21 protein-coding genes and 1 pseudogene are annotated in these 18,964 nt (G+C 52.5%); 9 read left to right on the forward strand and 13 right to left on the reverse strand.

The genetic code is table 11. From position 1 onward, the window contains the following. Positions 1 to 11 precede the first annotated feature (11 nt). The 6 genes from ACEN86_RS19735 to thiE all read left to right on the forward strand — a co-directional run bounded on the left by ACEN86_RS19735 (position 12) and on the right by thiE (position 5,383). Positions 12 to 851 (forward strand): ABC transporter ATP-binding protein, encoded by an 840-nt coding sequence (locus tag ACEN86_RS19735; RefSeq protein WP_495632180.1) that lies wholly within the window; start codon positions 12 to 14, stop codon positions 849 to 851. Beyond that, entirely contained in the window at positions 848 to 1,663 is an 816-nt protein-coding gene (locus ACEN86_RS19740; RefSeq protein WP_495632181.1) for an ABC transporter permease, read from the forward strand. Before ACEN86_RS19735 ends, ACEN86_RS19740 begins: the two co-directional genes overlap by 4 nt. 77 nt (positions 1,664 to 1,740) lie before the next feature. After that, positions 1,741 to 2,769, forward strand: a complete 1,029-nt coding sequence (locus ACEN86_RS19745) for an ABC transporter substrate-binding protein (RefSeq protein ID WP_495632182.1) — start codon at positions 1,741 to 1,743, stop codon at positions 2,767 to 2,769. 60 nt (positions 2,770 to 2,829) lie between these two features. After that, positions 2,830 to 3,624, forward strand: coding sequence for a hydroxyethylthiazole kinase (gene thiM, locus ACEN86_RS19750; RefSeq protein ID WP_495632183.1), 795 nt, complete (start codon positions 2,830 to 2,832; stop codon positions 3,622 to 3,624). Positions 3,625 to 3,888: 264 nt separating this feature from the next. Beyond that, positions 3,889 to 4,713 carry a bifunctional hydroxymethylpyrimidine kinase/phosphomethylpyrimidine kinase gene (gene thiD, locus ACEN86_RS19755; RefSeq protein WP_495632184.1) on the forward strand — a complete coding sequence of 275 codons (825 nt, stop codon included), beginning with the start codon at positions 3,889 to 3,891 and terminating at the stop codon, positions 4,711 to 4,713. Then, a complete protein-coding gene (gene thiE / locus ACEN86_RS19760) occupies positions 4,700 to 5,383 on the forward strand; it encodes a thiamine phosphate synthase (protein ID WP_495632185.1) in 684 nt (227 codons plus the stop codon). Before thiD ends, thiE begins: the two co-directional genes overlap by 14 nt. Positions 5,384 to 5,390: 7 nt before the next feature. Here the strand turns inward: thiE and ACEN86_RS19765 are convergent, their stop codons facing one another. From ACEN86_RS19765 to rlmN, 3 genes are all read right to left on the reverse strand, one after another. Beyond that, positions 5,391 to 5,873 (reverse strand): GyrI-like domain-containing protein, encoded by a 483-nt coding sequence (locus ACEN86_RS19765; RefSeq protein ID WP_495632186.1) that lies wholly within the window; start codon positions 5,871 to 5,873, stop codon positions 5,391 to 5,393. 36 nt (positions 5,874 to 5,909) lie between these two features. After that, positions 5,910 to 6,875, reverse strand: a complete 966-nt coding sequence (locus tag ACEN86_RS19770; protein WP_495632187.1) for a helix-turn-helix transcriptional regulator — start codon at positions 6,873 to 6,875, stop codon at positions 5,910 to 5,912. Between the two features lie 176 nt (positions 6,876 to 7,051). Further along, a complete protein-coding gene (gene rlmN / locus ACEN86_RS19775; RefSeq protein WP_495634358.1) occupies positions 7,052 to 8,131 on the reverse strand; it encodes a dual-specificity RNA methyltransferase RlmN in 1,080 nt (359 codons plus the stop codon). Positions 8,132 to 8,404: 273 nt separating this feature from the next. Here rlmN and ACEN86_RS19780 point away from each other — a divergent pair, with 273 nt between their 5' ends. Next, the gene (locus ACEN86_RS19780; protein ID WP_495632188.1) at positions 8,405 to 9,406 is read left to right on the forward strand and encodes a phosphotransferase; all 1,002 of its coding nucleotides are present in this window, start codon (positions 8,405 to 8,407) and stop codon (positions 9,404 to 9,406) included. Positions 9,407 to 9,508: 102 nt separating this feature from the next. On the opposite strand, the gene ACEN86_RS19785 is transcribed toward ACEN86_RS19780, so the two are convergent. Continuing rightward, the gene (locus ACEN86_RS19785; protein WP_495632189.1) at positions 9,509 to 9,880 is read right to left on the reverse strand and encodes a DUF423 domain-containing protein; all 372 of its coding nucleotides are present in this window, start codon (positions 9,878 to 9,880) and stop codon (positions 9,509 to 9,511) included. 877 nt (positions 9,881 to 10,757) lie between these two features. On the opposite strand from ACEN86_RS19785, the gene ACEN86_RS19790 reads away from it, so the two are divergent. Both ACEN86_RS19790 and ACEN86_RS19795 read left to right on the forward strand, forming a co-directional pair. Continuing rightward, positions 10,758 to 11,522, forward strand: a complete 765-nt coding sequence (locus tag ACEN86_RS19790; protein ID WP_495632190.1) for a hypothetical protein — start codon at positions 10,758 to 10,760, stop codon at positions 11,520 to 11,522. A gap of 130 nt (positions 11,523 to 11,652) precedes the next feature. Further along, positions 11,653 to 12,539: pseudogene (locus ACEN86_RS19795) on the forward strand (TIGR01777 family oxidoreductase). Positions 12,540 to 12,596: 57 nt separating this feature from the next. On the opposite strand, the gene ACEN86_RS19800 reads toward ACEN86_RS19795, so the two are convergent. The 9 genes from ACEN86_RS19800 to ACEN86_RS19840 all read right to left on the reverse strand — a co-directional run bounded on the left by ACEN86_RS19800 (position 12,597) and on the right by ACEN86_RS19840 (position 18,895). Continuing rightward, positions 12,597 to 13,037, reverse strand: a complete 441-nt coding sequence (locus tag ACEN86_RS19800) for a DUF2269 family protein (RefSeq protein ID WP_495632191.1) — start codon at positions 13,035 to 13,037, stop codon at positions 12,597 to 12,599. Between the two features lie 8 nt (positions 13,038 to 13,045). Then, positions 13,046 to 13,393 (reverse strand): ASCH domain-containing protein, encoded by a 348-nt coding sequence (locus ACEN86_RS19805; protein WP_495632192.1) that lies wholly within the window; start codon positions 13,391 to 13,393, stop codon positions 13,046 to 13,048. 126 nt (positions 13,394 to 13,519) lie between these two features. Continuing rightward, entirely contained in the window at positions 13,520 to 14,260 is a 741-nt protein-coding gene (locus tag ACEN86_RS19810) for a Bax inhibitor-1/YccA family protein (protein ID WP_495632193.1), read from the reverse strand. A 275-nt stretch (positions 14,261 to 14,535) separates the two neighbouring features. Continuing rightward, positions 14,536 to 14,697: a FeoB-associated Cys-rich membrane protein gene (locus ACEN86_RS19815; RefSeq protein WP_495632194.1), complete on the reverse strand. Its 162-nt coding sequence runs from the start codon at positions 14,695 to 14,697 to the stop codon at positions 14,536 to 14,538. Between the two features lie 24 nt (positions 14,698 to 14,721). Further along, positions 14,722 to 16,731, reverse strand: coding sequence for a ferrous iron transport protein B (gene feoB, locus ACEN86_RS19820; protein ID WP_495632195.1), 2,010 nt, complete (start codon positions 16,729 to 16,731; stop codon positions 14,722 to 14,724). Further along, entirely contained in the window at positions 16,728 to 16,955 is a 228-nt protein-coding gene (locus ACEN86_RS19825) for a FeoA family protein (protein ID WP_495632196.1), read from the reverse strand. The genes feoB and ACEN86_RS19825 overlap by 4 nt, the downstream gene beginning before the upstream one ends. Before the next feature lie 138 nt (positions 16,956 to 17,093). Next, entirely contained in the window at positions 17,094 to 17,357 is a 264-nt protein-coding gene (locus tag ACEN86_RS19830; RefSeq protein ID WP_495634367.1) for an NAD(P)-dependent oxidoreductase, read from the reverse strand. Beyond that, positions 17,275 to 17,655 (reverse strand): NAD(P)-dependent oxidoreductase, encoded by a 381-nt coding sequence (locus tag ACEN86_RS19835; RefSeq protein WP_495632197.1) that lies wholly within the window; start codon positions 17,653 to 17,655, stop codon positions 17,275 to 17,277. The genes ACEN86_RS19830 and ACEN86_RS19835 overlap by 83 nt, the downstream gene beginning before the upstream one ends. Positions 17,656 to 17,797: 142 nt before the next feature. After that, positions 17,798 to 18,895 (reverse strand): NADH:flavin oxidoreductase, encoded by a 1,098-nt coding sequence (locus ACEN86_RS19840; protein WP_495632198.1) that lies wholly within the window; start codon positions 18,893 to 18,895, stop codon positions 17,798 to 17,800. Positions 18,896 to 18,964: the final 69 nt, after the last annotated feature.

An 18,964-nucleotide genomic window follows, 5' to 3' on the forward strand; every position in this document is an offset into this window, starting at 1 on the left:
GTGTGCGCAGCTTGGACAGCCCACGCCTGTCCCTGGTGGGTCTCACCTTATTCGGTATTAGGGAGGTCATCTTTATCACGCCAATCCTATTTCTTCATCAACTGTCATACTCTTATGCGTCCTCCCCCGCATCCAGACCCGCACCCATTCTTGATCGTCTGTCCATGGAGGTTCATAAGGGGGAATTCGTATCCCTCATCGGACCCAGCGGCTGCGGCAAAAGCACGCTCTTCAAGGTGATCGCCGGCCTGCTAGAGCCGACCGGCGGGGTCATCACCTGGACAGGCGGTGAGGTATCCAAGCGTCTCGGGTCCATCTCCTACATGCCGCAGCAGGACCTGCTGCTTCCGTGGAGAACGGTACGGGACAACTGCCTGCTGCCAGGGGAGCTGCAGCGGCGCCCAGCGAACCGGGCCGAGCAGCTTGCCTTCATCTCGGATATGCTTGAACGGTTCGGCCTCGGCCGCTGGGCCGAGGCCTATCCTCATGAGCTGTCGGGAGGAATGCGGCAGCGGGCGGCCTTCCTTCGGACGCTTGCGGCAGGCGGCGATCTGATGCTGCTCGATGAGCCATTCGGCGCACTCGATGCGCTGACCAAGCGGGAAATGCATCACTGGCTGCTAAGTCTGTGGGGAGAGCTGCAGCGGACCATCCTGTTCATCACGCATGATCTGGAGGAGGCACTCCTGCTGAGCGACCGGATTCTGCTCATGCCGCACGGGGGCGGGGCTCTGGAGGAGATCCACGTTGATCTACCGCGTCCCCGTCAGCCTGGGATACATGCTTCGCCACGGTTCCTTGAGCTTCGGATGGAACTCGAGCAGCGGCTTACCGGAGCTGATCGCCGATGACGACTGCCTTCATCCATTACCTTCGCAAGCTGCTGCGCAGCTACGGGCCTTTCCTGCTGCTGCTCATCTTGATTCTAGCCCTATGGGAATGGCTTGTCCGCAGCGGGACAGTTCCCGCTTTTATCGTGCCCGCTCCGAGCTCCGCCCTGGCGGCCCTGATCCATAACCGGGGGCTGCTGTTCGGTACGCACCTGCCGGTCACGCTGGCCGAAGCAGCGCTGGGGTTCGCCCTGTCTGTCCTGCTGGGGACCGGCCTTGGCACCTGGATGCATATGTCCCGCACGGTCGAGAGAGCCGTGTATCCCTTTGTCATTATCAGCCAGACTCTGCCGCTCATCGCCTTGTCCCCCATCTTCATCATGTGGTTCGGCTACTCGATCTGGAGCAAGGTCGCCGTGGTCATCCTTACGGCCTTCTTCCCGGTCGTTGTGGGCACCTATGATGGACTGCGAACGGGAGGACAAGCGTACAGCGATCTGCTGCGCACGATGGGCGCAAGCCGAATTCAACTGCTGATGAAGCTGCAGGTTCCGCTTGCACTTCCCTCCTTCTTCTCGGGACTTAAGCTCTCCGTGGTCTACTGTGTTATCGGGGCCACCATAGGAGAGTGGCTCGGCGGGAGCAGCGGACTTGGGTATTACAGCCGCCGAATGGCAGGAAACCTGCAAAGTGATGCCCTGTTCGCGGCCGTACTCCTGCTATCCCTGCTCGGCTTGGCGCTGTTTCTGGGAGTTGCCCTAATCGAGAGGGCTGTCCTCGGCCGGGGCGGCTTTGCTGCTATGACAGGACGGAGCCGCAGGAAGAACAGCTAGCAGGGAATGAACTAAAGTAATGAACTGAACGTTTGAATGCATTTCATATATCCACACCGAAAAGAGGTCGTAATTTCATGTCTAAATCCATTAAAATCTCCCTTCTGCTGCTCTCCCTAATGTGGGTGCTTGGCGGATGCAGCTCCAATTCAGGTTCCGCGCAGCAGGAAGCGGGTTCCTCAGCCACTTCCAAGGTAAAGCCGCTGCAAAAGCTCAGCATCATGCTCGACTGGTATCCGAACGCTGTACATTCCTTTTTGTACGCTGCCAAGGAGAAGGGTTACTTCGCTGCTGAAGGATTAGATGTCGATATTCAAATGCCTGCCGATACGAATGACGCACTGAAGCTGACTGCTGCCGGCAAGATAGATCTGGCTCTCAGCTACCAGCCGCAAGTCCTTATGGCCCGGGGGGAGCAGATCCCCGTCAAATCGATCGGAGCCGTGGTCCGGCATCCCCTCAATCACCTGATGGTAGCTGAGGATAGCGGGATCAAGCGTCCCAAAGACCTTGCCGGCCGTACGGTAGGCTTCTCCTCCATTCCGCTCTATGAAGCCATGGTCAAGACCATGGTCAAGCAGGACGGCGGAGATCCGAATGCCGTGAAGCTGGTTGACGTCGGCTTCGACCTGATTCCAGCCTTGTCCACTGGGCAAGTGAACGGACTCATTGGCGGCTTTATCAACCATGAACAGCTTCTGCTTCAGAAGGAAGGGCACCCGGTCACTTCCATAGACCCTACCCAATACGGAGTGCCGGACTATTACGAGCTTGTCCTGGTTGCCAGTGAATCGGGACTTACAAATAAGCAGGATGAGCTGCGGCGGTTCATGAAGGCGGCGGCGGAAGGCCAGCGGTATGTGAGCGAACACCCGCAGGAGGCTCTGAACATCCTGATGAAGCACGAAGACAGCACCTCTCCGCTGGATGCGGATATTGAGAGTAAGAGCCTGAACATTCTGCTGCCGCTTATGGACGCAGGCGACAAGGCCTTCGGCTACCAGGATCCGGATTCCTGGACCCGTGTACAGAAATGGCTGACCGACAATGGACTGCTTAAGCAGCAATCGGGGACGAAGGCCCAAGATGCTTTTGTTAATCTGTAGACCAGAACTCCCTCGCGGCCCTGGCCGCGCAGGCGCATTTAATCTTAAGGAGGACTTATCATGACTTATCTATCCAAAGTACGGGAACAGAATCCCCTGATTCACAACATTACGAACATTGTCGTAGCGAACTTCTCGGCCAACGGACTGCTGGCCCTCGGCGCCTCGCCGTTCATGGCAGACTCCCACGAAGAGGTGGAAGACGTAGCGCAAATGGCGTCTGCTGTCGTTCTGAATATCGGCACGCTGAATGAATATGCCATTCAGTCCATGCTGCTGGCAGGCAGATCAGCTAACCGGCATGGCGTGCCCGTCGTGCTGGATCCGGTCGGCGCTGGTGCCACGGCTTACCGCACAGAGGTAACCGCGCGGCTTACCAGCGAAATCAAGCTTTCAGCCCTAAGGGGCAACGCGGCGGAGGTCGCGAATGTGGTTGGCCGCGCCTGGACCAGCAAGGGCGTAGATGCCGGCGAGGGCGATGGAGATGTTGTCAGCATTGCCGAAGAAGCCGCGGCCAAGCTCGGTGCCATCGCGATTATTACCGGCAAGGACGATGTAATCGCAGACGGTGACAGCACTTATATTGTAAGCAATGGTCATCCGATATTGACCAAGGTTACGGGAACGGGCTGCCTGCTCAGCGCCGTAGTCGGCGCCTTTCTGGCGGTAGCGGAAGAGGGTAAGGCCGAGGCCGTTGCCGAAGGTATCTCCTTCTACGGCGTGGCCGCCGAGCTTGCTTACGAGCTGACGGAAGGAAAGGGGCCCGGCAGCTTCCAGACCGAGTTCCTGAATCAGCTTGCCGTTCTTACACCGGAACGGTTCCAGGAGCGTTCCAGAATTGTCCGGCACAGATAACAGGCGAGGATGGAATTGGCTATTATAGCTAAAAGCAATGGCTATTAGCTATGAACTGTTATGAACTGGAAATAGAAGACAGCAAGCAGCAGGAGTACAGAAGAGGAGAGCAGAATCCCACATGCAGTGCTGTCTGACACACGCATCCACATGGCGGGCGACTCTCCGGGCTCAGCTGGCAGTGCAAGAGTTAAGATTACCCGATAAGAACATCGATCAGAAACACCAGTTAGAATGACTAACATTGTAGGAGGTCTCTAGAGCATGACCATCAGGAAAGCATTGACCATCGCCGGCTCGGACAGCGGCGGCGGGGCTGGTATTCAGGCAGATATCAAGACTTTTCAGGAGCTGGGTGTCTACGGGATGTCCGCTCTTACGGCGGTAACCGCACAGAACACGCTCGGCGTGCAGGGGGTCTATCCTCTTGAGGATGAGGCCGTTGCTCGCCAGCTCGACTCGATCGGCGAGGATTTAGGGCCGGATGCGGTCAAGACGGGCATGCTGTTCAGCCCGGAGATTGTCCGCATTGTGGCGGACAAGGTGCAGCAGTATCATTGGAGCAATCTGGTCGTGGATCCGGTGATGATTGCTAAGGGTGGGGCTCCCCTTCTGCAGCAGGAGGCTGTGCGCACAGTGGTTCGCTACCTGCTGCCGCTTGCCATGGTAGTCACCCCCAATATCCCTGAGGCAGAGCTGCTCACGGATATGAAGATTACTACTCTGCAGCAGCGGGAGGAAGCGGCAAGAAGGTTGGTGCAGACAGGCGCCCGTTATGTGGTTATCAAAGGCGGGCATGCCGCCGAGACTGAGTCTGCGGTGGATGTTCTCTTCGACGGGCATGAATTCATGTACCTGGAGAGCCCGCGGATTTCTACGCGGCATACGCACGGGACAGGCTGCACCTTCTCGGCTGCGGTTGCGGCAGGACTGGCTCAGGGACACACGGCCTACGATGCAATCCGAACCGCAAAGCTGTTCATTCAAGCAGCCATTGAGGACGGCCTGCATATTGGCGGTGGGCATGGGCCTACCAATCATTTTGCCTATCAGCGCAGAGAGCGGGGTGCCGGGAATGTCAGACCTTAACCGGATTCCATCAAAGGCCATACGCAGTCTGCTCAAGGTCTATTTCATTATGGGCAGTGTGAACTGCCGCCTCGACCCGGCTGAAGTACTGACAGAGGCCCTGGCCGGGGGAATTACGTTATTTCAATTCAGGGAAAAGGGGAACGCCTCCCTGACGGGAAGCGCGAAGTTCGAACTAGCCAAGAGCCTGATGCAGCTGTGCCGGGCACATGGCGTGCCTTTTATCGTGAACGATGATCTGGAGCTGGCCATCGCTCTGGATGCGGATGGCATTCACGTAGGCCAGGACGATGCTCCTGCCAGCATGATCCGAAGCAAGCTGGGACCAGGCAAGATCATCGGCGTCTCCGCCCATACCCTGCAGGAAGCGCAGCAGGCCATCCTAGACGGCGCCGATTATCTGGGCGTTGGTCCGGTCTACCCGACCAACTCGAAGGCGGATGCCCAGCCTGTGAATGGAACGCGATTAATCGAGGAGCTGCGGGCGCGGGGGATAGATATCCCTTTGGTCGGCATTGGAGGCATCACGCTATCTAATGCTGCGCCGGTCATTGCCGCCGGGGCGGACGGCATTTCGCTGATCTCTGCCATAGCACAGGCAGATCAGATCAGCGAAGCCGCGATGGGATTCATGAAGACGGTGGAAGAGGGATTACGCCACCGGGGGTAGGAATGGTTTATTTTATAGCGATATAGATCTGGACTACAGCACCATCCGGATTGAACTCACGCGCGTCATACAGCTCATAATCCCCGGTGTACGACCGCTGTTCCTCTGCATGCTGAAAGTAGGACCAGATTCGGCCCCAGGCCTCGCCTACGACCTCCTGTACCGGTCCCCGGTTCGTGGTGAACACCTTGTACTTTGCCGCTGGTACCACGGCTACCGTAAGTCCGCTGAGGTCCGCAGTCTCACTTCCGCTCAGCTCATGGCCGATTAGAAGCGTGTAGGCTCCGGACGCATCACTCTCATAATCGGTATACAGCGCATAGATGAAATGGGGATGCTCTGCTTGAATCTGGTCTGTAATCGCGCTCTTGGAGTAGGTTTCCCACAGCCCGGGGATTTGGCCATTTGGGCCGGCCTCTTGGCTGTTGGTGGTTCGGCAGGTGATCCCCGCAAGTCTAAGCTCGGGTCCGTGTATGTAATCTTGGCTCATCTCTCATCCTCTTTTCCACATTAGTATGAATTCATTCTACTTGGACAAAGTGGACATCTGTATGTCCGGGTTCGAATAGAGGCTGAGAATGGTCTGAGCCCGGTTGCAGATTTCCTGCGCTGCCTCGATCGGCTGCTCGATACGCACATGCCCGCCGAAGCTGAGCATCATTCCATAGAACCACTCATCTACCGGGTAAGGGCCTTCCATCCTTATCGTACCGTCAGGACGCTGTGTAATCAGCTCAGGGGCGAACATATCCTGGACCCGATACCGCACTTCAGGACTGAAGATCAGCACCACGTGCCGTTCGCTCGGTCTTGACCATTCCTGATTCCACTCATAGCGATCCAGCGAAGGGGTCTCTCTGCGCACGAAGAATTCCTCCAGCACCTGGGGCTCCTGCATCCGGGTTAGACGGAACATCCGAAATTCCTTTCTCAGTCTGCAGAAAGCATGCAGGTACCATAAGTGCCCTTTCAGAATCAGGGAACACGGCTCTGCAATCCGCTCGGTCTGGGCCCCGTTCATACTACTGTACTTGAACCTGATCAATTGCAATCTCTCTATAGCTGTCTTCAGCAAGCTCACCTTGGTCTTGGCGCCGGGGCCTTGTCCCCATGGATTGAAGTCAAATACCATTCTGGCGCCTTGATCAGATGCCGGAAGATTAGTCCTGCTGAGCAGGGTCTGTACCTTCTCCAGCAGATTGTCGATGCTCTTGTCCTCGATGGCAGCCCCCACCCCTTTGATAGCCGCTACGACGGTAGTAATCTCCTCCAGCGTAAGGAACTGGCGGTGAATGGTGTAATGCTCCATAATCTCGAACCCGCCTGTTGTCCCCTGATGGGCCACGACCGGGATTCCTGCCCGGCTTAACACATCCATATCCCGGTAAATGGTCTTGGTCGAGACCTCGAACCTGCCCGCTAGCTCGGCGGCACTAACTCGTCCGCGATTGAGCAGCAGGACGGTTGTAGCCAGCAAACGGTCAATTTTCATAGAAGTTCTCCCCTCTCTATCAACGCCCGCCCGTATAGTCGGTCAGGTACGGCATACGGCCTCATCAACAATACGTCTAGGAACAAGCTTCCGGCTTGCTTCCTATCTCCTGGCATCAAAAAAGCAGACGGTTAGCCGTCTGCCTGATTGTTCCTCATGTGCATCCCTAAGCCGATCTAACCTACGGTAACCGGGTCCTGATCTTGCCTGATCTGCTTGCTTCTAAGCTGTCCGCAGGCCGCATCAATATCGGTGCCGTGCTCCAATCGCACACTGACGCTGACATTCTGCTTCTTGAGCGTATCGTAGAACGCACGGATGGTCTCCCGCTCCGGCCGCTGATACTGACTGTGCTCATCAACCGGATTGTAAGGAATCAGATTCACATTCGCCAGACTACGCCGATCCCCGATCAGCTCGGCCAGTTCCAGCGCGTGCTCTCTCTGGTCATTGATGTCCTTAAGCATAATATATTCCAGTGTGATTCTGCGGTTAGTCCGCTCCAGATAGTAATCAATGGCCTCCATCAGCTTCTCAATCGGAATGGCCCGGTTGATCTTCATAATCCGGGAACGAATCTCGTTATTCGGCGCATGCAGGGAGATCGCCAGATTCACACGCAGATCGGTGTCTGCGAATTCCTTGATCTTGTCGGCCAAGCCGCTGGTGGATACCGTGATATGTCTCGCGGCAATCGCAAGCCCCTTCTGATCCTTCACAACCTGAATGAAATTCACCATATTTGCAAAGTTATCAAACGGCTCGCCGATCCCCATCACAACGATATGGCTGACCCGGTCGCCCTGCCCGGCGGCATCCAGATACAGCTGCACCTTCATGATCTGCTCCACAACTTCCCCGCCGGATAAATCCCGGCTCTTCTTCAGCAGGCCGCTCGCGCAGAAGCTGCATCCGATATTGCAGCCCACCTGGGTTGTTACACATACCGACAGGCCGAACTTATGCCGCATCAGCACAGTCTCAATCAGATTCCCGTCCTGCAGCCTGAACAAGAACTTGACCGTCCCGTCCTTGGACTCCTGCTTCACATGCTCGGTCAGCGTCTGAATGACGAAGTGGTCTTCAAGCAGCTGAATACACTCTGGATTCACATCCGTCATCTGGGCGAAGTCCGTTACCCGCTTCACGTAGAGTGCTTCCCATACCTGGGAAGCCCGGAACTTGCGGTGCCCGCGCTCTTCGAGCCAAGCGGTCAGCTGCTCGAACGTCAAGCCATATATAGTCACTTTATTTATCATTATTTATCCTCTTTCCAAACGCTTGAATTCTGTCTTTCTGGTTCCTAAGAAGCCACGACTCACGCAGTCTATATTATTGTCCCAGACTTTTTTTGTGAACACAAGAGCCCAGGAATTATTTCCGGAAAAGTTGTGCTGTTCAGAACCGATTTACCCTCCCTTAACAAAATGGGCGGACGGTGCAGCAGGTATCCGGCCATTCGCTTGGTTCCTTCATGAATACACTAACTCTATATGATCTGTCTCGGATGAAGGGAAGCGAGGTCTCGTATGCCACACACCTTTACTCAAAAAGAAATCAGCCGGGTTACCTGCCACTTCGGTCTAACCCCACTAAGATCCGTACCTGTATCCTCCTTATACCGCCGGAACGCTGTATTTCGGGTGACAACCACTTCGGGCACATATGCCCTGAAGCCATTTAGACGGAGTGAAGCTTACCGAGCCACCACAGGCCAGCAGTTAAGAGCTGCGGTACGCCACGTCAAACTTCTTACGAGCAAAAGATACTCCCACATGCCCCGCTGGGTCCGGACAAGAACCGGGCGATTCTGGATTGAGTTCAAAGGATCTCCCTTCTATATGACAGAGTGGATCCATGGCCGGGGACTGGGGCTGGCTCAAGATTACACAGCACTTGGCCGTGCGCTTGCTGAACTTCATCTTATCCGGCCAGTCTCCCGCTCCAGAACCAACTCATCCATTCTCACCTACATCCCCCAGTGGAAAGCTCAAGCCGGTAACCTCCAGCAATATATGGCAACCGTGATCCGGCACAAGGGCCGCCATTCCGCTTGGTACAAGGCAAATGGTCCCGACTGCACCCGCTTGGCCAAGCAGGCTTGGAGCTGTTTCAAGAGACCCGGCATGACGAGACTTCTACTAAGGGACGCACGCCATCCCTCCCTGGTTCACGGAGATATTACCTCACTTAATATCGTGATCTCGGAGGGCGGCGGGCTTTACATCATTGATTGGGATCGGGTCAAGACGGGTTCAAGTTATCTTGACATGGTTAAGGCACTTCGAAATATCTGTCAGTACAAACCTGAGTTTATTCGGTCTTTCCTCCAGGGTTATGAAGAAATACGCCCTCTATCCAGATCTGAACGCAGGTTAATCACGGTCTTGTTCAGCCTTCCCCAGGAAGGCTGGAACGGTGCGCGATTCCCTCATCGTTCTATGAATCGGGCCATGATGGATATATTTGTACAGACTTGGCCTGAGCGTAAGCAGGCTATCCGGGTAATGCAGCAATGGTCCCTCAGTTAATCCCTGTCCACACTTACTTTGAAATGCCAAAGAAAGACGGGTGCTATCCTGCCCCGTCTTTTCCTTAGAACAACCCCCTATCCCGTAGAAGGCAGTGTCCTCTTATGAGTTTTGTACAACCGCAGCGATCAGGATGGCCCAACCTGCCAGCCAAGCAAGCCCGCCAAGCGGCGTAATTGCTCCCAGCTTTCGGATGCCCGACAGACTCAGTGCATATAAGCTGCCTGAGAACAGAATAATCCCGGCGAACAAGAACCAGCCGGCAAGGATCACCTGCGAAGACCCATTCATCTGACCTGCAAGCACGCCCAGCAGCAATAGTCCAATACCATGAATCAGGTGGTACTGAATTCCCGTCTGATACACTTTCATCTTATCGTCAGACAGCTTCTCCTTCAGGGCATGCGCGCCAAAGGCACCGAGAGCAACCGCGAGGAACATCATAATTCCTCCAAGCAGCAGCAGTGTATTCATATCCAACACCTCCAAGACAGATATTACCGGGTCCATATAAGACCGTCAATTTAATCAGATGGATTTTGGACAGATTGAAATGCTGGCAGTTGTTCCGCTTTATCAAGTTATCTTTTTCTAACGCGAAAGAATAAGAGAAGTGTAATAATTCCGATTACAAGGTATGATGCAAAAAATATGTAAAAAAGAGATGGATACTCCACTCTAAAGCTTGGATTACAAAAGATTGTAAAAAATCCATATAACGGCATAAGGATAATTGGCATATCTATCTTTCGTCGGTCTTTAAATAATTGAATTATTAGTAAAACAAATACTATAGATGCCGAAATAATAATGAATTCATTCATGACCCAACTCACTCTCCATTAACTAAGGGCATTTTAAGTAGTATAAGTATTTACATTGCAATCACCTATCAATTTGTGACAGGTGATTGCACATGAACAGTAAAAGCAAAAATGAAAGTGATTTGTGAAAGTACTATATCTTATCGATATAAGCGCAAGTTTTTTCTAAAGCTGATTTACAAGATTCGAACGAACTGTAGCATGCAACAGCAGCTGATGCTCCCGCTACGCCAGCAGCTATTGCGGAAATGAGACCTACGACCGTAACAACATTGCTGTAATTAAAAACTCCCTTGAAATGTTTTTGAGGTGTTTTTCTTGTTTCGCGCTAAGAACCGTGGGAGATTGGGTTGAGCCCCGGACCCAATAAAACTCTCTTGTGATTAATAGTTTAATATAACAGTATACTATTTTGGAAGCGTATTCCAATATTACAATATTTTAATAATAAATTTGTTTATTTCTGGTAGAGATAGTGGTATTTTAACAGTGTAGTAGATAAATATATAAATAGGAGATGGTAGAGAATGCTAAGAAGAATGAAGAAGTACCTGTCGGGAGTGGCTTTTTTAGCGATTTTTGCGCTAACGTTTGCACAGTCCGCTTTTGCAAGTGATCAACCGGCCCAATTGATTTCGGCCAATCTGTATGCTTACAAGTATGGGTACCTGTCATTCAGCGGTAATGTTGAAGTGAGCAACCTGGCTTACCAGAAGAACGTAACCATCCATTATACTCCAGGAAACGGTCAATGGTATGATACGCCTGCTTCCTATCAAGGTCCGACAGACTCCACGCATGAGAAGTGGAACTTCGCAGTTTCCACTTATAGTGGGGATACTGTGAACCCGCAGCTCCAAGGCGCACAAACTGTTCAATTCGCAATCAAGTATGAGACTGGCGGCCAAACCTATTGGGATAATAACAATGGGCAGAACTATTCCGTCAGCCGTTATAACACAAGCTCCACTATTCTGGGTAAGCCGAACGTTCTTCGTGCTTTTGACTCCCTGTCCCAGAACACCTTCTCAGGTGGTGTATATCTTAAGAACCTGGACTACACCAAAACCGTTAAAGTCCTGTATACCACAGATAACTGGAATACAACCAAAGAAGGTATCGCTACGTACTACGCGCCAGCGAACTCCGACGGCAGCGTACAAGAGTGGCACTTTAGCTTTGGCAACATTGACTCCAGTGTGTCCCAGATTAAATACGCCATCTCTTACAGCGTAAATGGTCAAACGTACTGGGATAACAATTACGGCACCAACTACACGGTTAACCGGTAATTCATACAGACCTATCCAATTACTTACAATCGCCTTCCGACTGCCTCCTTGGCATATCGGGGGGCGTTTTCTATTATTATGGTAAAATAAGGAGAGCACACAATCACATGATATATAACGGGGTGTTAGGATGGGTCAAAAGATCGTTATCGCCGGAGGAACCGGCTTTATAGGCCAATATTTTCAAGAAAAGTTTCAAAGTCTCGGCAAGGAGGTCATCCTCATATCGAGGCAGCCCGATCATATCTCCTGGAGTGATCTCCCCGGGATAACGGATGCGCTGAACAACTCGGAACTACTGATCAATCTTGCCGGGAAATCTGTGAACTGCCGGTATAACCGTAGAACAAGGAAACGATCATGAACTCCCGAACGGAGACGACACAGATTCTGGGCAATGCCCTGCTGGCATGCCAGAACCCGCCTCCGCTGTGGCTCAATTCGAGTACCGCCACGATCTATCGGCATGCAGAAGACCGCCCCATGACAGAGGGTGACGGTGAGATAGGTTCCGGGTTCTCCGTGGAGGTAGCCAAGGCTTGGGAGGAGTCCTTCTTCTCGTTCAAGCTGCCCCATACCCGCCAAGCCGCCTTGCGAATCGCCATTGTTCTTGGAGAACATGGCGGCGTAATGACCCCCTATCAGAACCTCGTCCGCTTCGGGCTCGGGGGCATCCAGGGGTCAGGCCGGCAGAAGTTCAGCTGGATCCATATCGAAGATTTGTTCCGAATCCTGCTGTTCCTTCAAGAGAGAGAGGATCTAAGCGGGGTATTCAACTGCTCTTCACCTAACCCGGTAACGAATCGGGAGCTGATGACGCAGCTGCGGACCGCCATGAACCGGAAGCTCGGGCTGCCTGCAGCGAAGTGGATGCTTGAGATAGGCGCCCTGCTCCTCGGAACAGAGACCGAGCTAATCGTGAAGAGCCGCTGGGTTATTCCCGAGCGGCTTACGAGAGAAGGATTTGTGTTCCAATTTACCACTCTTGAGGATACGGTTCACGATATATTACATTAACTCCATGTCAGCCCGTCTCCATACTTCCCATCTGCCCAAAAAAAAGTGGCAATCCCCCTACCACAACCGGGGCTTTGCCACCATTAACCATAGCATGATTAATAAGATTACAAGATACATCCATACTGAACGGGTAAGCTGCTGTACCAGCAGACTCTTGTTGTGTTCCGGCTCGGCAAATTGCCTGAGCTTTGGAGAGAACGCCCGCGCCAGGAACACAATCGAACCGGCCATGATAAGAACGGTTGCGACAATCCAGGAGGTATCCCAGGCATAACCTGCGGCATATGCCAGCACGATCCCGGAACCTACCAGGACATGACCCATATGCTTAACCAGCCTGGTCGATGACCGGAACATCTGGATATAGGTACCCAGCTCAGGCCATTCTGCCGTCCGCATCCTCCGAACTAGGGAGATGAGAACGAAGAAAGGCCCGATGGATGCAACTGCACTGAGTATATGAATATAAAGCAGCAGTTTATAAAGTAGAACCACGTTTGTCGTTAGTCCTGAACCGGGCTGAACTCATGAACCCATACCCGCATTTGCGGCAGCCAAGGCATTCCTGGATGATAGGACAGAATCGAATTCTTATATTCCTCCACTGTGGTAAATCCCTCTTGAACGGCATGCTCATCCGTTAATTCGCCAAGAGACTGTGAATAGACCTTGTTCACGACAAAGCTGCGGCCTTCGAGCGTCATAATCTCGCCGACATCAGCATACCGGCCATTACGGCGTGTAGCGGTCTTTTGCCCTGCAAGGACCTTGTCAATATCGGCCTGCTGTGTAATCAGGCGGTCAACCGTGCATGATTTCGGCGGCAGAGCATCATGATTGTTCTGTTCCATATTGAAAACCTCCCTATAGTTAGTCCACAACTCACTTTAACATAGATCAGGGGCGAAATCACACAAGTAAGGCCACCCCCGAGAGGATGGCCCTAACTGTACTAAAGCGTATTAATGATGACAGGCCTAATCCCGGCTGAACACCTTGGCAAGCAAGCGAAGCATCTCCACATACAGCCACACGAGTGTGACCACGAGCCCAAATGCTCCGTACCATTCCATATACTTGGGAGCACCCAGTTCTGCTCCTTGTTCAATGAAATCAAAGTCCAGTACAAGATTGAGCGCCGCCACGATCACGATCACAATGGATATTCCGATTCCGATCAGACTGTTGTCGTGCAGATAAGGAATGGTAATGCCGAAGAAGCCCAGGATGAAGCTAAGCAGATATACCAGGAAAATCCCGCCCGTAGCCGCGATTACGCCCAGCTTGAAGTTCTCGGTTGCCTTGATGAGCCTGGTCTTGTAAGCCACAAGCAGGGCAATGAATACCCCCATAGTCAGCAGCGCTGCCTGCAGGGTAATCCCATTATACAGCGTCTCATACCTCGCTGAGAGTCCGCCCAGCAGCATTCCTTCCCCAATCGCATAGATAGGCACCAGATAAGGGGCCGTTGTAGGAACGAAGCTGATGATCAAGGCCAGGATCAGCGCAGCGATGGCTCCCATCACCATAAATGGGACTGCATTGCGTCCGCTGAAATACATGGACCAGGTCCCAAATGCCCCGCCTAATAATATCACCAGCGTAATTATAGTCTTGTTCACGGTACCGTCAATCGTCATTTGCGTCTGTCCTGTATAATGCCTGCTTCGTTCAAAAGTCTTGTCATTCAATGTCGGGTTGCCACTACGTCCGATCAAGAATCATCACCTCTTGGTTAATTTGTCCTAATTCTAGCACATCTCATGCCGGAATCCCACATATTTCCTGCCAAGCCAAGACATGCTCTATATCTATGCATTTCTTCCCGAGATATGTTTGACAGCCCATACCTTTTCCTTAAAAATAGGTTCCACACGGACCCTAATAAGCACGACAGCCGGTCAATGTGTATAACAATAAGGACACAAAAAGCCGGCTGCTCAGAAACAGCCGGCTTTCATAAATTCTGCTCCGTCCCAGTTAGGATGGGTATTTATTTTGAAGAAGAGGAGGCAACCTCGTTACATGCGGTTACACAGGACTTTGCCAGTGAACAGCCTGCGCACTTGCCTTTCTTCGTCTTGCGTATATAGGAGGTTAAAGTCCAGCCTGCGTATCCAAAAATAGCTGCGCCAATCACAATACTCGCTACCATGGTATCACTTCCTTTTGCCCGAGTTTAGTTGTAACCGAGGGCTCTTCCGACCAACATGATGATATAAGAAATTATATAGGCAATGACCAAAGCATACAACACCGAGAACCAGGTCCAACGGGCGGACATCGTCTCTTTACGAATAACCCCCACCGTTGCCAGGCAAGGTACATAGAGCAGGATGAACGCCATGAAGGAGTATGCCTGCAGTGCGGTAAAATGACCTGCCAGCAGCCCTTGCAGCGTTGCTGTATCAGGTGCGGCATAGATGATATTCATCGTGGAGACTACCACTTCTTTGGCCAGGAACCCGGTGATCAGAGCGGCGCCAGCCTGCCAGCTTCCGAAGCCGAGCGGGGTAAGCACCTGTCCGATCAGACCGCCAATCTTGGCCAGGAAGCTCTGATCCATCGCCACATTGAAGCCCTGTGGGCCTGTATAGCTTAACAGCCAGATCAGCACCGATCCGCCAAAGATAAAGGTACCGGCTTTCCGAACAAAGCCTTTGCCCTTCTCCCAGGTGCTCCGGGACAAGGTCTTCCACTGCGGAATCCGGTACGGGGGAAGCTCCACCACGAACATGGACTCCTGCTGCTTCAGGATCGTTGAGGAGAACAGCTTCGCAAGAACAAGGGCCAGCACAACTCCAAGCACATATAGCGACAGAACGACCAACGCTTGATTGGACTTGAAGAAGATACCCACGAAGAGGCTGTAGACCGATAACCGGGCTGAACAAGACATCAGCGGGGTCAGGATAATGGTAAGCAGCCGTTCCTTCGGCTGTTCTATCGTCCTTGCGGCCATAATCCCGGGTACATTGCAGCCAAAACCGATGATCATCGGGATAAAGGTCTTGCCGTTCAGGCCGACCAGCTCCATCAGCCTATCCATAACCGAAGCGATCCGGGCCATATAACCGGAATCTTCAATGAATGAGATGATGAAGAACAGGATGAAGATCTGCGGCACGAAGACCAGCACGCCACCAACTCCGGCAAATATACCGTCAAAGATAAGGGCTTTAATAAAGTCCTGCGCGCCCATGCTGTCCAGCAGCCAGGTAGTTCCGCTGCGAAGCGGACCGTTGATGAAAGCATCCAGCAGGTCGGATAACGGAGTTCCTATCCACTCAAAGGTAAGCTTGAACGTAAGATACATGAACAGCAGGAAGATCGGGATTCCAAGGAACTTATCCGTAACAATCCGGTCAATTCGCGCCGAGAAGGTCTGGTAGCCTTCCTTGGTATTCGTGAGACACTGCTCAAGATATGCGTGAATGTGTTCCGCCCGCTGCTTGCGAATATATTGAGACAGCGTCCTTACACCAAAGGTGTGGCGAAGAGACTCCTCTGTAGATTTGTACAGCTGCTCTAGCCAGCTCGGATCGATGGCGGCTTCCAAGGCAGTACGAACGACCGAGTTGCCTTCGAAGAACTGAATCGCCATCCAGCGAGGGGATAGCGTATCTCGCGGCATCCGCTCCATCAGCTCGGCAGCGGCATTCTCCAGCAGTTCTCCATAAGAGATGAAATAAGGCTTCAGCTCCTCACCGGACGCAGACCCCGTTATAGCCTCAAGCACCTGATCGGTTCCCTTGCCGCTTCTGGCTACAACCGGAATTACCGGTACACCCAGCAGACTCGATAAGCGGTCTGTATCAATCACAAGCCCGCCCTGCCTTGCGACATCCATCATATTTAACGCGATGATCAGCGGCTTGCCATATTCCAGCAGCTGTACGGTCAGATTCAAGTTCCGTTCGAGCTGTGAGGCATCTACCACATTGAGTATGGAGTCAAAGGACTCACTCAGCAGGAATCGGGAGGCGACCTCTTCGTCATGGGACAAGGGATTAAGTGAATAGAGACCTGGCAGGTCGATCAGCGTTCCCTTGCCTGCCTTCAGCGTGCCAACCTTCTTCTCTACGGTCACGCCAGCCCAGTTGCCTACATATTCGTACGAGCCGGTTAACGTGTTGAATAAAGAGCTCTTGCCTGTATTGGGATTCCCGGCCAGGACGATTTCGCTCATACCGCTTCAACTAGAATCTGAAGCGCCTCGCTCCGGCGGATCGAAATCCACTGGTTGCTTGCTTCTAAAGTAATCGGTCCGCCGAACGGGAGCCGTTTAATAATGGAGATTAATGTGCCTTCCATGATCCCGAGATCGTTCAATCTTCTGCTTACAAGCCGATTGCTGCAGGCCATGTCAGTGATACGTACTGGTTTGCTTAGCTCGATCTCTGTTAACTTCATTGGTTTCACCCCAAATAATAATGATAACTATTATCAACTGACTAAATTATATGATAATGATTCTCATAATTCAATGTATTTTATATGGAGTAATTGTTACAAATCGCACAGAGACCTTAACTTAGGAATGAAGATGCCCTAATTGGAGATAAATGGTGTCTTTCGTATGTACTGTCTGTCTAGGGTCTGCCCCATTACGAAAACTCCGATATCCGCACTGCGGATCCTGGTGCCCGGCATATCCCGCTCGTTAACTTTAATCTTACCGGATGCTTCACCTGGTGCAATAAAAGGAAGCCGCAGCAGCGTCCAATCCGCATCACTGCTCTGTAACAGAGCCAGCTCCTTCTCCTTGTCGGCCACCAAGGACGGATAGATTAGGCGGAATACGGCGGATACCATACACTTTCATCAGGTCCAGAATCTGGCCTGTCAATTGAGTATATATCGGATATTTCTCCCGGACCGGCTGGCCGAAGGCGTTGATGACCACATCGCAGCCCTTCAGCACCTCTGCAACAGCCTCTGGATCACGAGCGTCCCCCTCTATGATCTCCAAATATTCCGAACTTGCCGTTAACCTTGCCCTATTGCGGACAAGCATTCTCACTGTGTAGCCCTCTGCTAAAGCATGCTCCACGATACCCCGTCCTACGGTACCTGTTCCGCCAATCATGGCAATCTTCTGCCGAGTATTCACTGCTTCATCTCCTTCCATGGATCCAAATAGTATGAACTAATGTACAATACGCAGCAAAAAAGACTCCGTTCCCAGGAACGAAGTCTTCAATCTGTATGGAATGAATTAAAGAAATGAACGTTTGTTCAATCCATCTAATTATTTAAGATAGAGTCTTGAGAGCCTCTGCCCTGAAAGGAACCAACTCGTCCAGCTTACCCTCGCGAACCTTGTTCGCCCAAGCCGGGTCCACAAGCAGCGCGCGGCCGACGGCAACCAGATCGAACTCCCCGCGATCAAGCCGCTCCAGCAGTCCGTCAATATTGGTGTTACTTGCCCCTTTCCCTTCTGTAAAGCCGCTCATAAAGTCATTATCCAAACCGACAGAGCCAACGGTGATTGTAGGCTTGCCGGTCAGCTTCTTAGTCCATCCCGCGAGGTTCAAGTCCGAGCCCTCGAATTCCGGCTCCCAGAAGCGGCGGGTCGAGCAGTGGAAGATATCCACGCCAGCCTCTACGAGCGGAGCAAGAAATTGACCCAGCAGCTCAGGCGTCTCGGCCAGCTTGGCTGTGTAGACTGAGGATTTCCACTGCGAGAATCGGAATACAATTGGGAAGTCCGGTCCTACCGCTGCGCGGCACGCCTCTATGACCTCTACAGCGAACCGGGTGCGTCCGATCATATCGCCGCCATATTTGTCGGTACGCTGATTCGTTCTTTCCCAGAAGAATTGATCGATCAGGTATCCGTGCGCGCCATGGATCTCAACGCCGTCAAAGCCAAGTCTCTTCGCGTCCGCAGCAGCCTGGGCATAAGCAGCTATGACCTGCGCAATCTCTTCCTCCGTCATAGGCTCCACTACCTTCTCGCCAAAAATATTGATCCCCGACGGTCCAATCGGCAGCGCCTCCGGATTAGGGGAATCCCCGATCTTACGGTCGGTACCCACATGCCAGATCTGCGGAATGATACGTCCGCCTACGCTATGTACAGCATCCACGACTTTCTTCCAGCCGTTCAAGGCATCCTCACCGTGGAATCTTGGAACGTTAGGGTCCCCCGTTGCCGCTGGGTGATTAATTACGGTACCCTCGGTCACAATCAGACCTACGCCATTCTCTGCCCGGCGCTTGTAGTATTCTGCCACATTCTCCCCAGGTACACCGCCCGGCGACTTAGAACGTGTCATCGGAGCCATCACAATTCGGTTCGAAAGCTCCAGAATCCCGGCATGAAAAGGTTGGAACAATGGATTAGTCATTTGATTACCTCCTGGTTCACTATTTATAGTTAGTATCTGAAATTTCTTGAAGTATGCTCATGTAGTTGG

This window comes from Paenibacillus sp. Paensp111, from assembly GCF_059492195.1.

What these genes read in the sequence shown, in the direction of transcription:
- ACEN86_RS19740 (WP_495632181.1), top strand. Translation starts at nt 848, where the DNA reads ATGACGACTGCCTTCATCCATTACCTTCGCAAGCTGCTGCGCAGCTAC.
- ACEN86_RS19745 (WP_495632182.1), top strand. Translation starts at nt 1,741, where the DNA reads ATGTCTAAATCCATTAAAATCTCCCTTCTGCTGCTCTCCCTAATGTGG.
- thiM (WP_495632183.1), top strand. Translation starts at nt 2,830, where the DNA reads ATGACTTATCTATCCAAAGTACGGGAACAGAATCCCCTGATTCACAAC.
- thiD (WP_495632184.1), top strand. Translation starts at nt 3,889, where the DNA reads ATGACCATCAGGAAAGCATTGACCATCGCCGGCTCGGACAGCGGCGGC.
- thiE (WP_495632185.1), top strand. Translation starts at nt 4,700, where the DNA reads ATGTCAGACCTTAACCGGATTCCATCAAAGGCCATACGCAGTCTGCTC.
- ACEN86_RS19765 (WP_495632186.1), bottom strand. Translation starts at nt 5,873, where the DNA reads ATGAGCCAAGATTACATACACGGACCCGAGCTTAGACTTGCGGGGATC.
- ACEN86_RS19770 (WP_495632187.1), bottom strand. Translation starts at nt 6,875, where the DNA reads ATGAAAATTGACCGTTTGCTGGCTACAACCGTCCTGCTGCTCAATCGC.
- ACEN86_RS19780 (WP_495632188.1), top strand. Translation starts at nt 8,405, where the DNA reads ATGCCACACACCTTTACTCAAAAAGAAATCAGCCGGGTTACCTGCCAC.
- ACEN86_RS19785 (WP_495632189.1), bottom strand. Translation starts at nt 9,880, where the DNA reads ATGAATACACTGCTGCTGCTTGGAGGAATTATGATGTTCCTCGCGGTT.
- ACEN86_RS19790 (WP_495632190.1), top strand. Translation starts at nt 10,758, where the DNA reads ATGCTAAGAAGAATGAAGAAGTACCTGTCGGGAGTGGCTTTTTTAGCG.
- ACEN86_RS19805 (WP_495632192.1), bottom strand. Translation starts at nt 13,393, where the DNA reads ATGGAACAGAACAATCATGATGCTCTGCCGCCGAAATCATGCACGGTT.
- ACEN86_RS19815 (WP_495632194.1), bottom strand. Translation starts at nt 14,697, where the DNA reads ATGGTAGCGAGTATTGTGATTGGCGCAGCTATTTTTGGATACGCAGGC.
- feoB (WP_495632195.1), bottom strand. Translation starts at nt 16,731, where the DNA reads ATGAGCGAAATCGTCCTGGCCGGGAATCCCAATACAGGCAAGAGCTCT.
- ACEN86_RS19825 (WP_495632196.1), bottom strand. Translation starts at nt 16,955, where the DNA reads ATGAAGTTAACAGAGATCGAGCTAAGCAAACCAGTACGTATCACTGAC.
- ACEN86_RS19830 (WP_495634367.1), bottom strand. Translation starts at nt 17,357, where the DNA reads ATGGTATCCGCCGTATTCCGCCTAATCTATCCGTCCTTGGTGGCCGAC.
- ACEN86_RS19840 (WP_495632198.1), bottom strand. Translation starts at nt 18,895, where the DNA reads ATGACTAATCCATTGTTCCAACCTTTTCATGCCGGGATTCTGGAGCTT.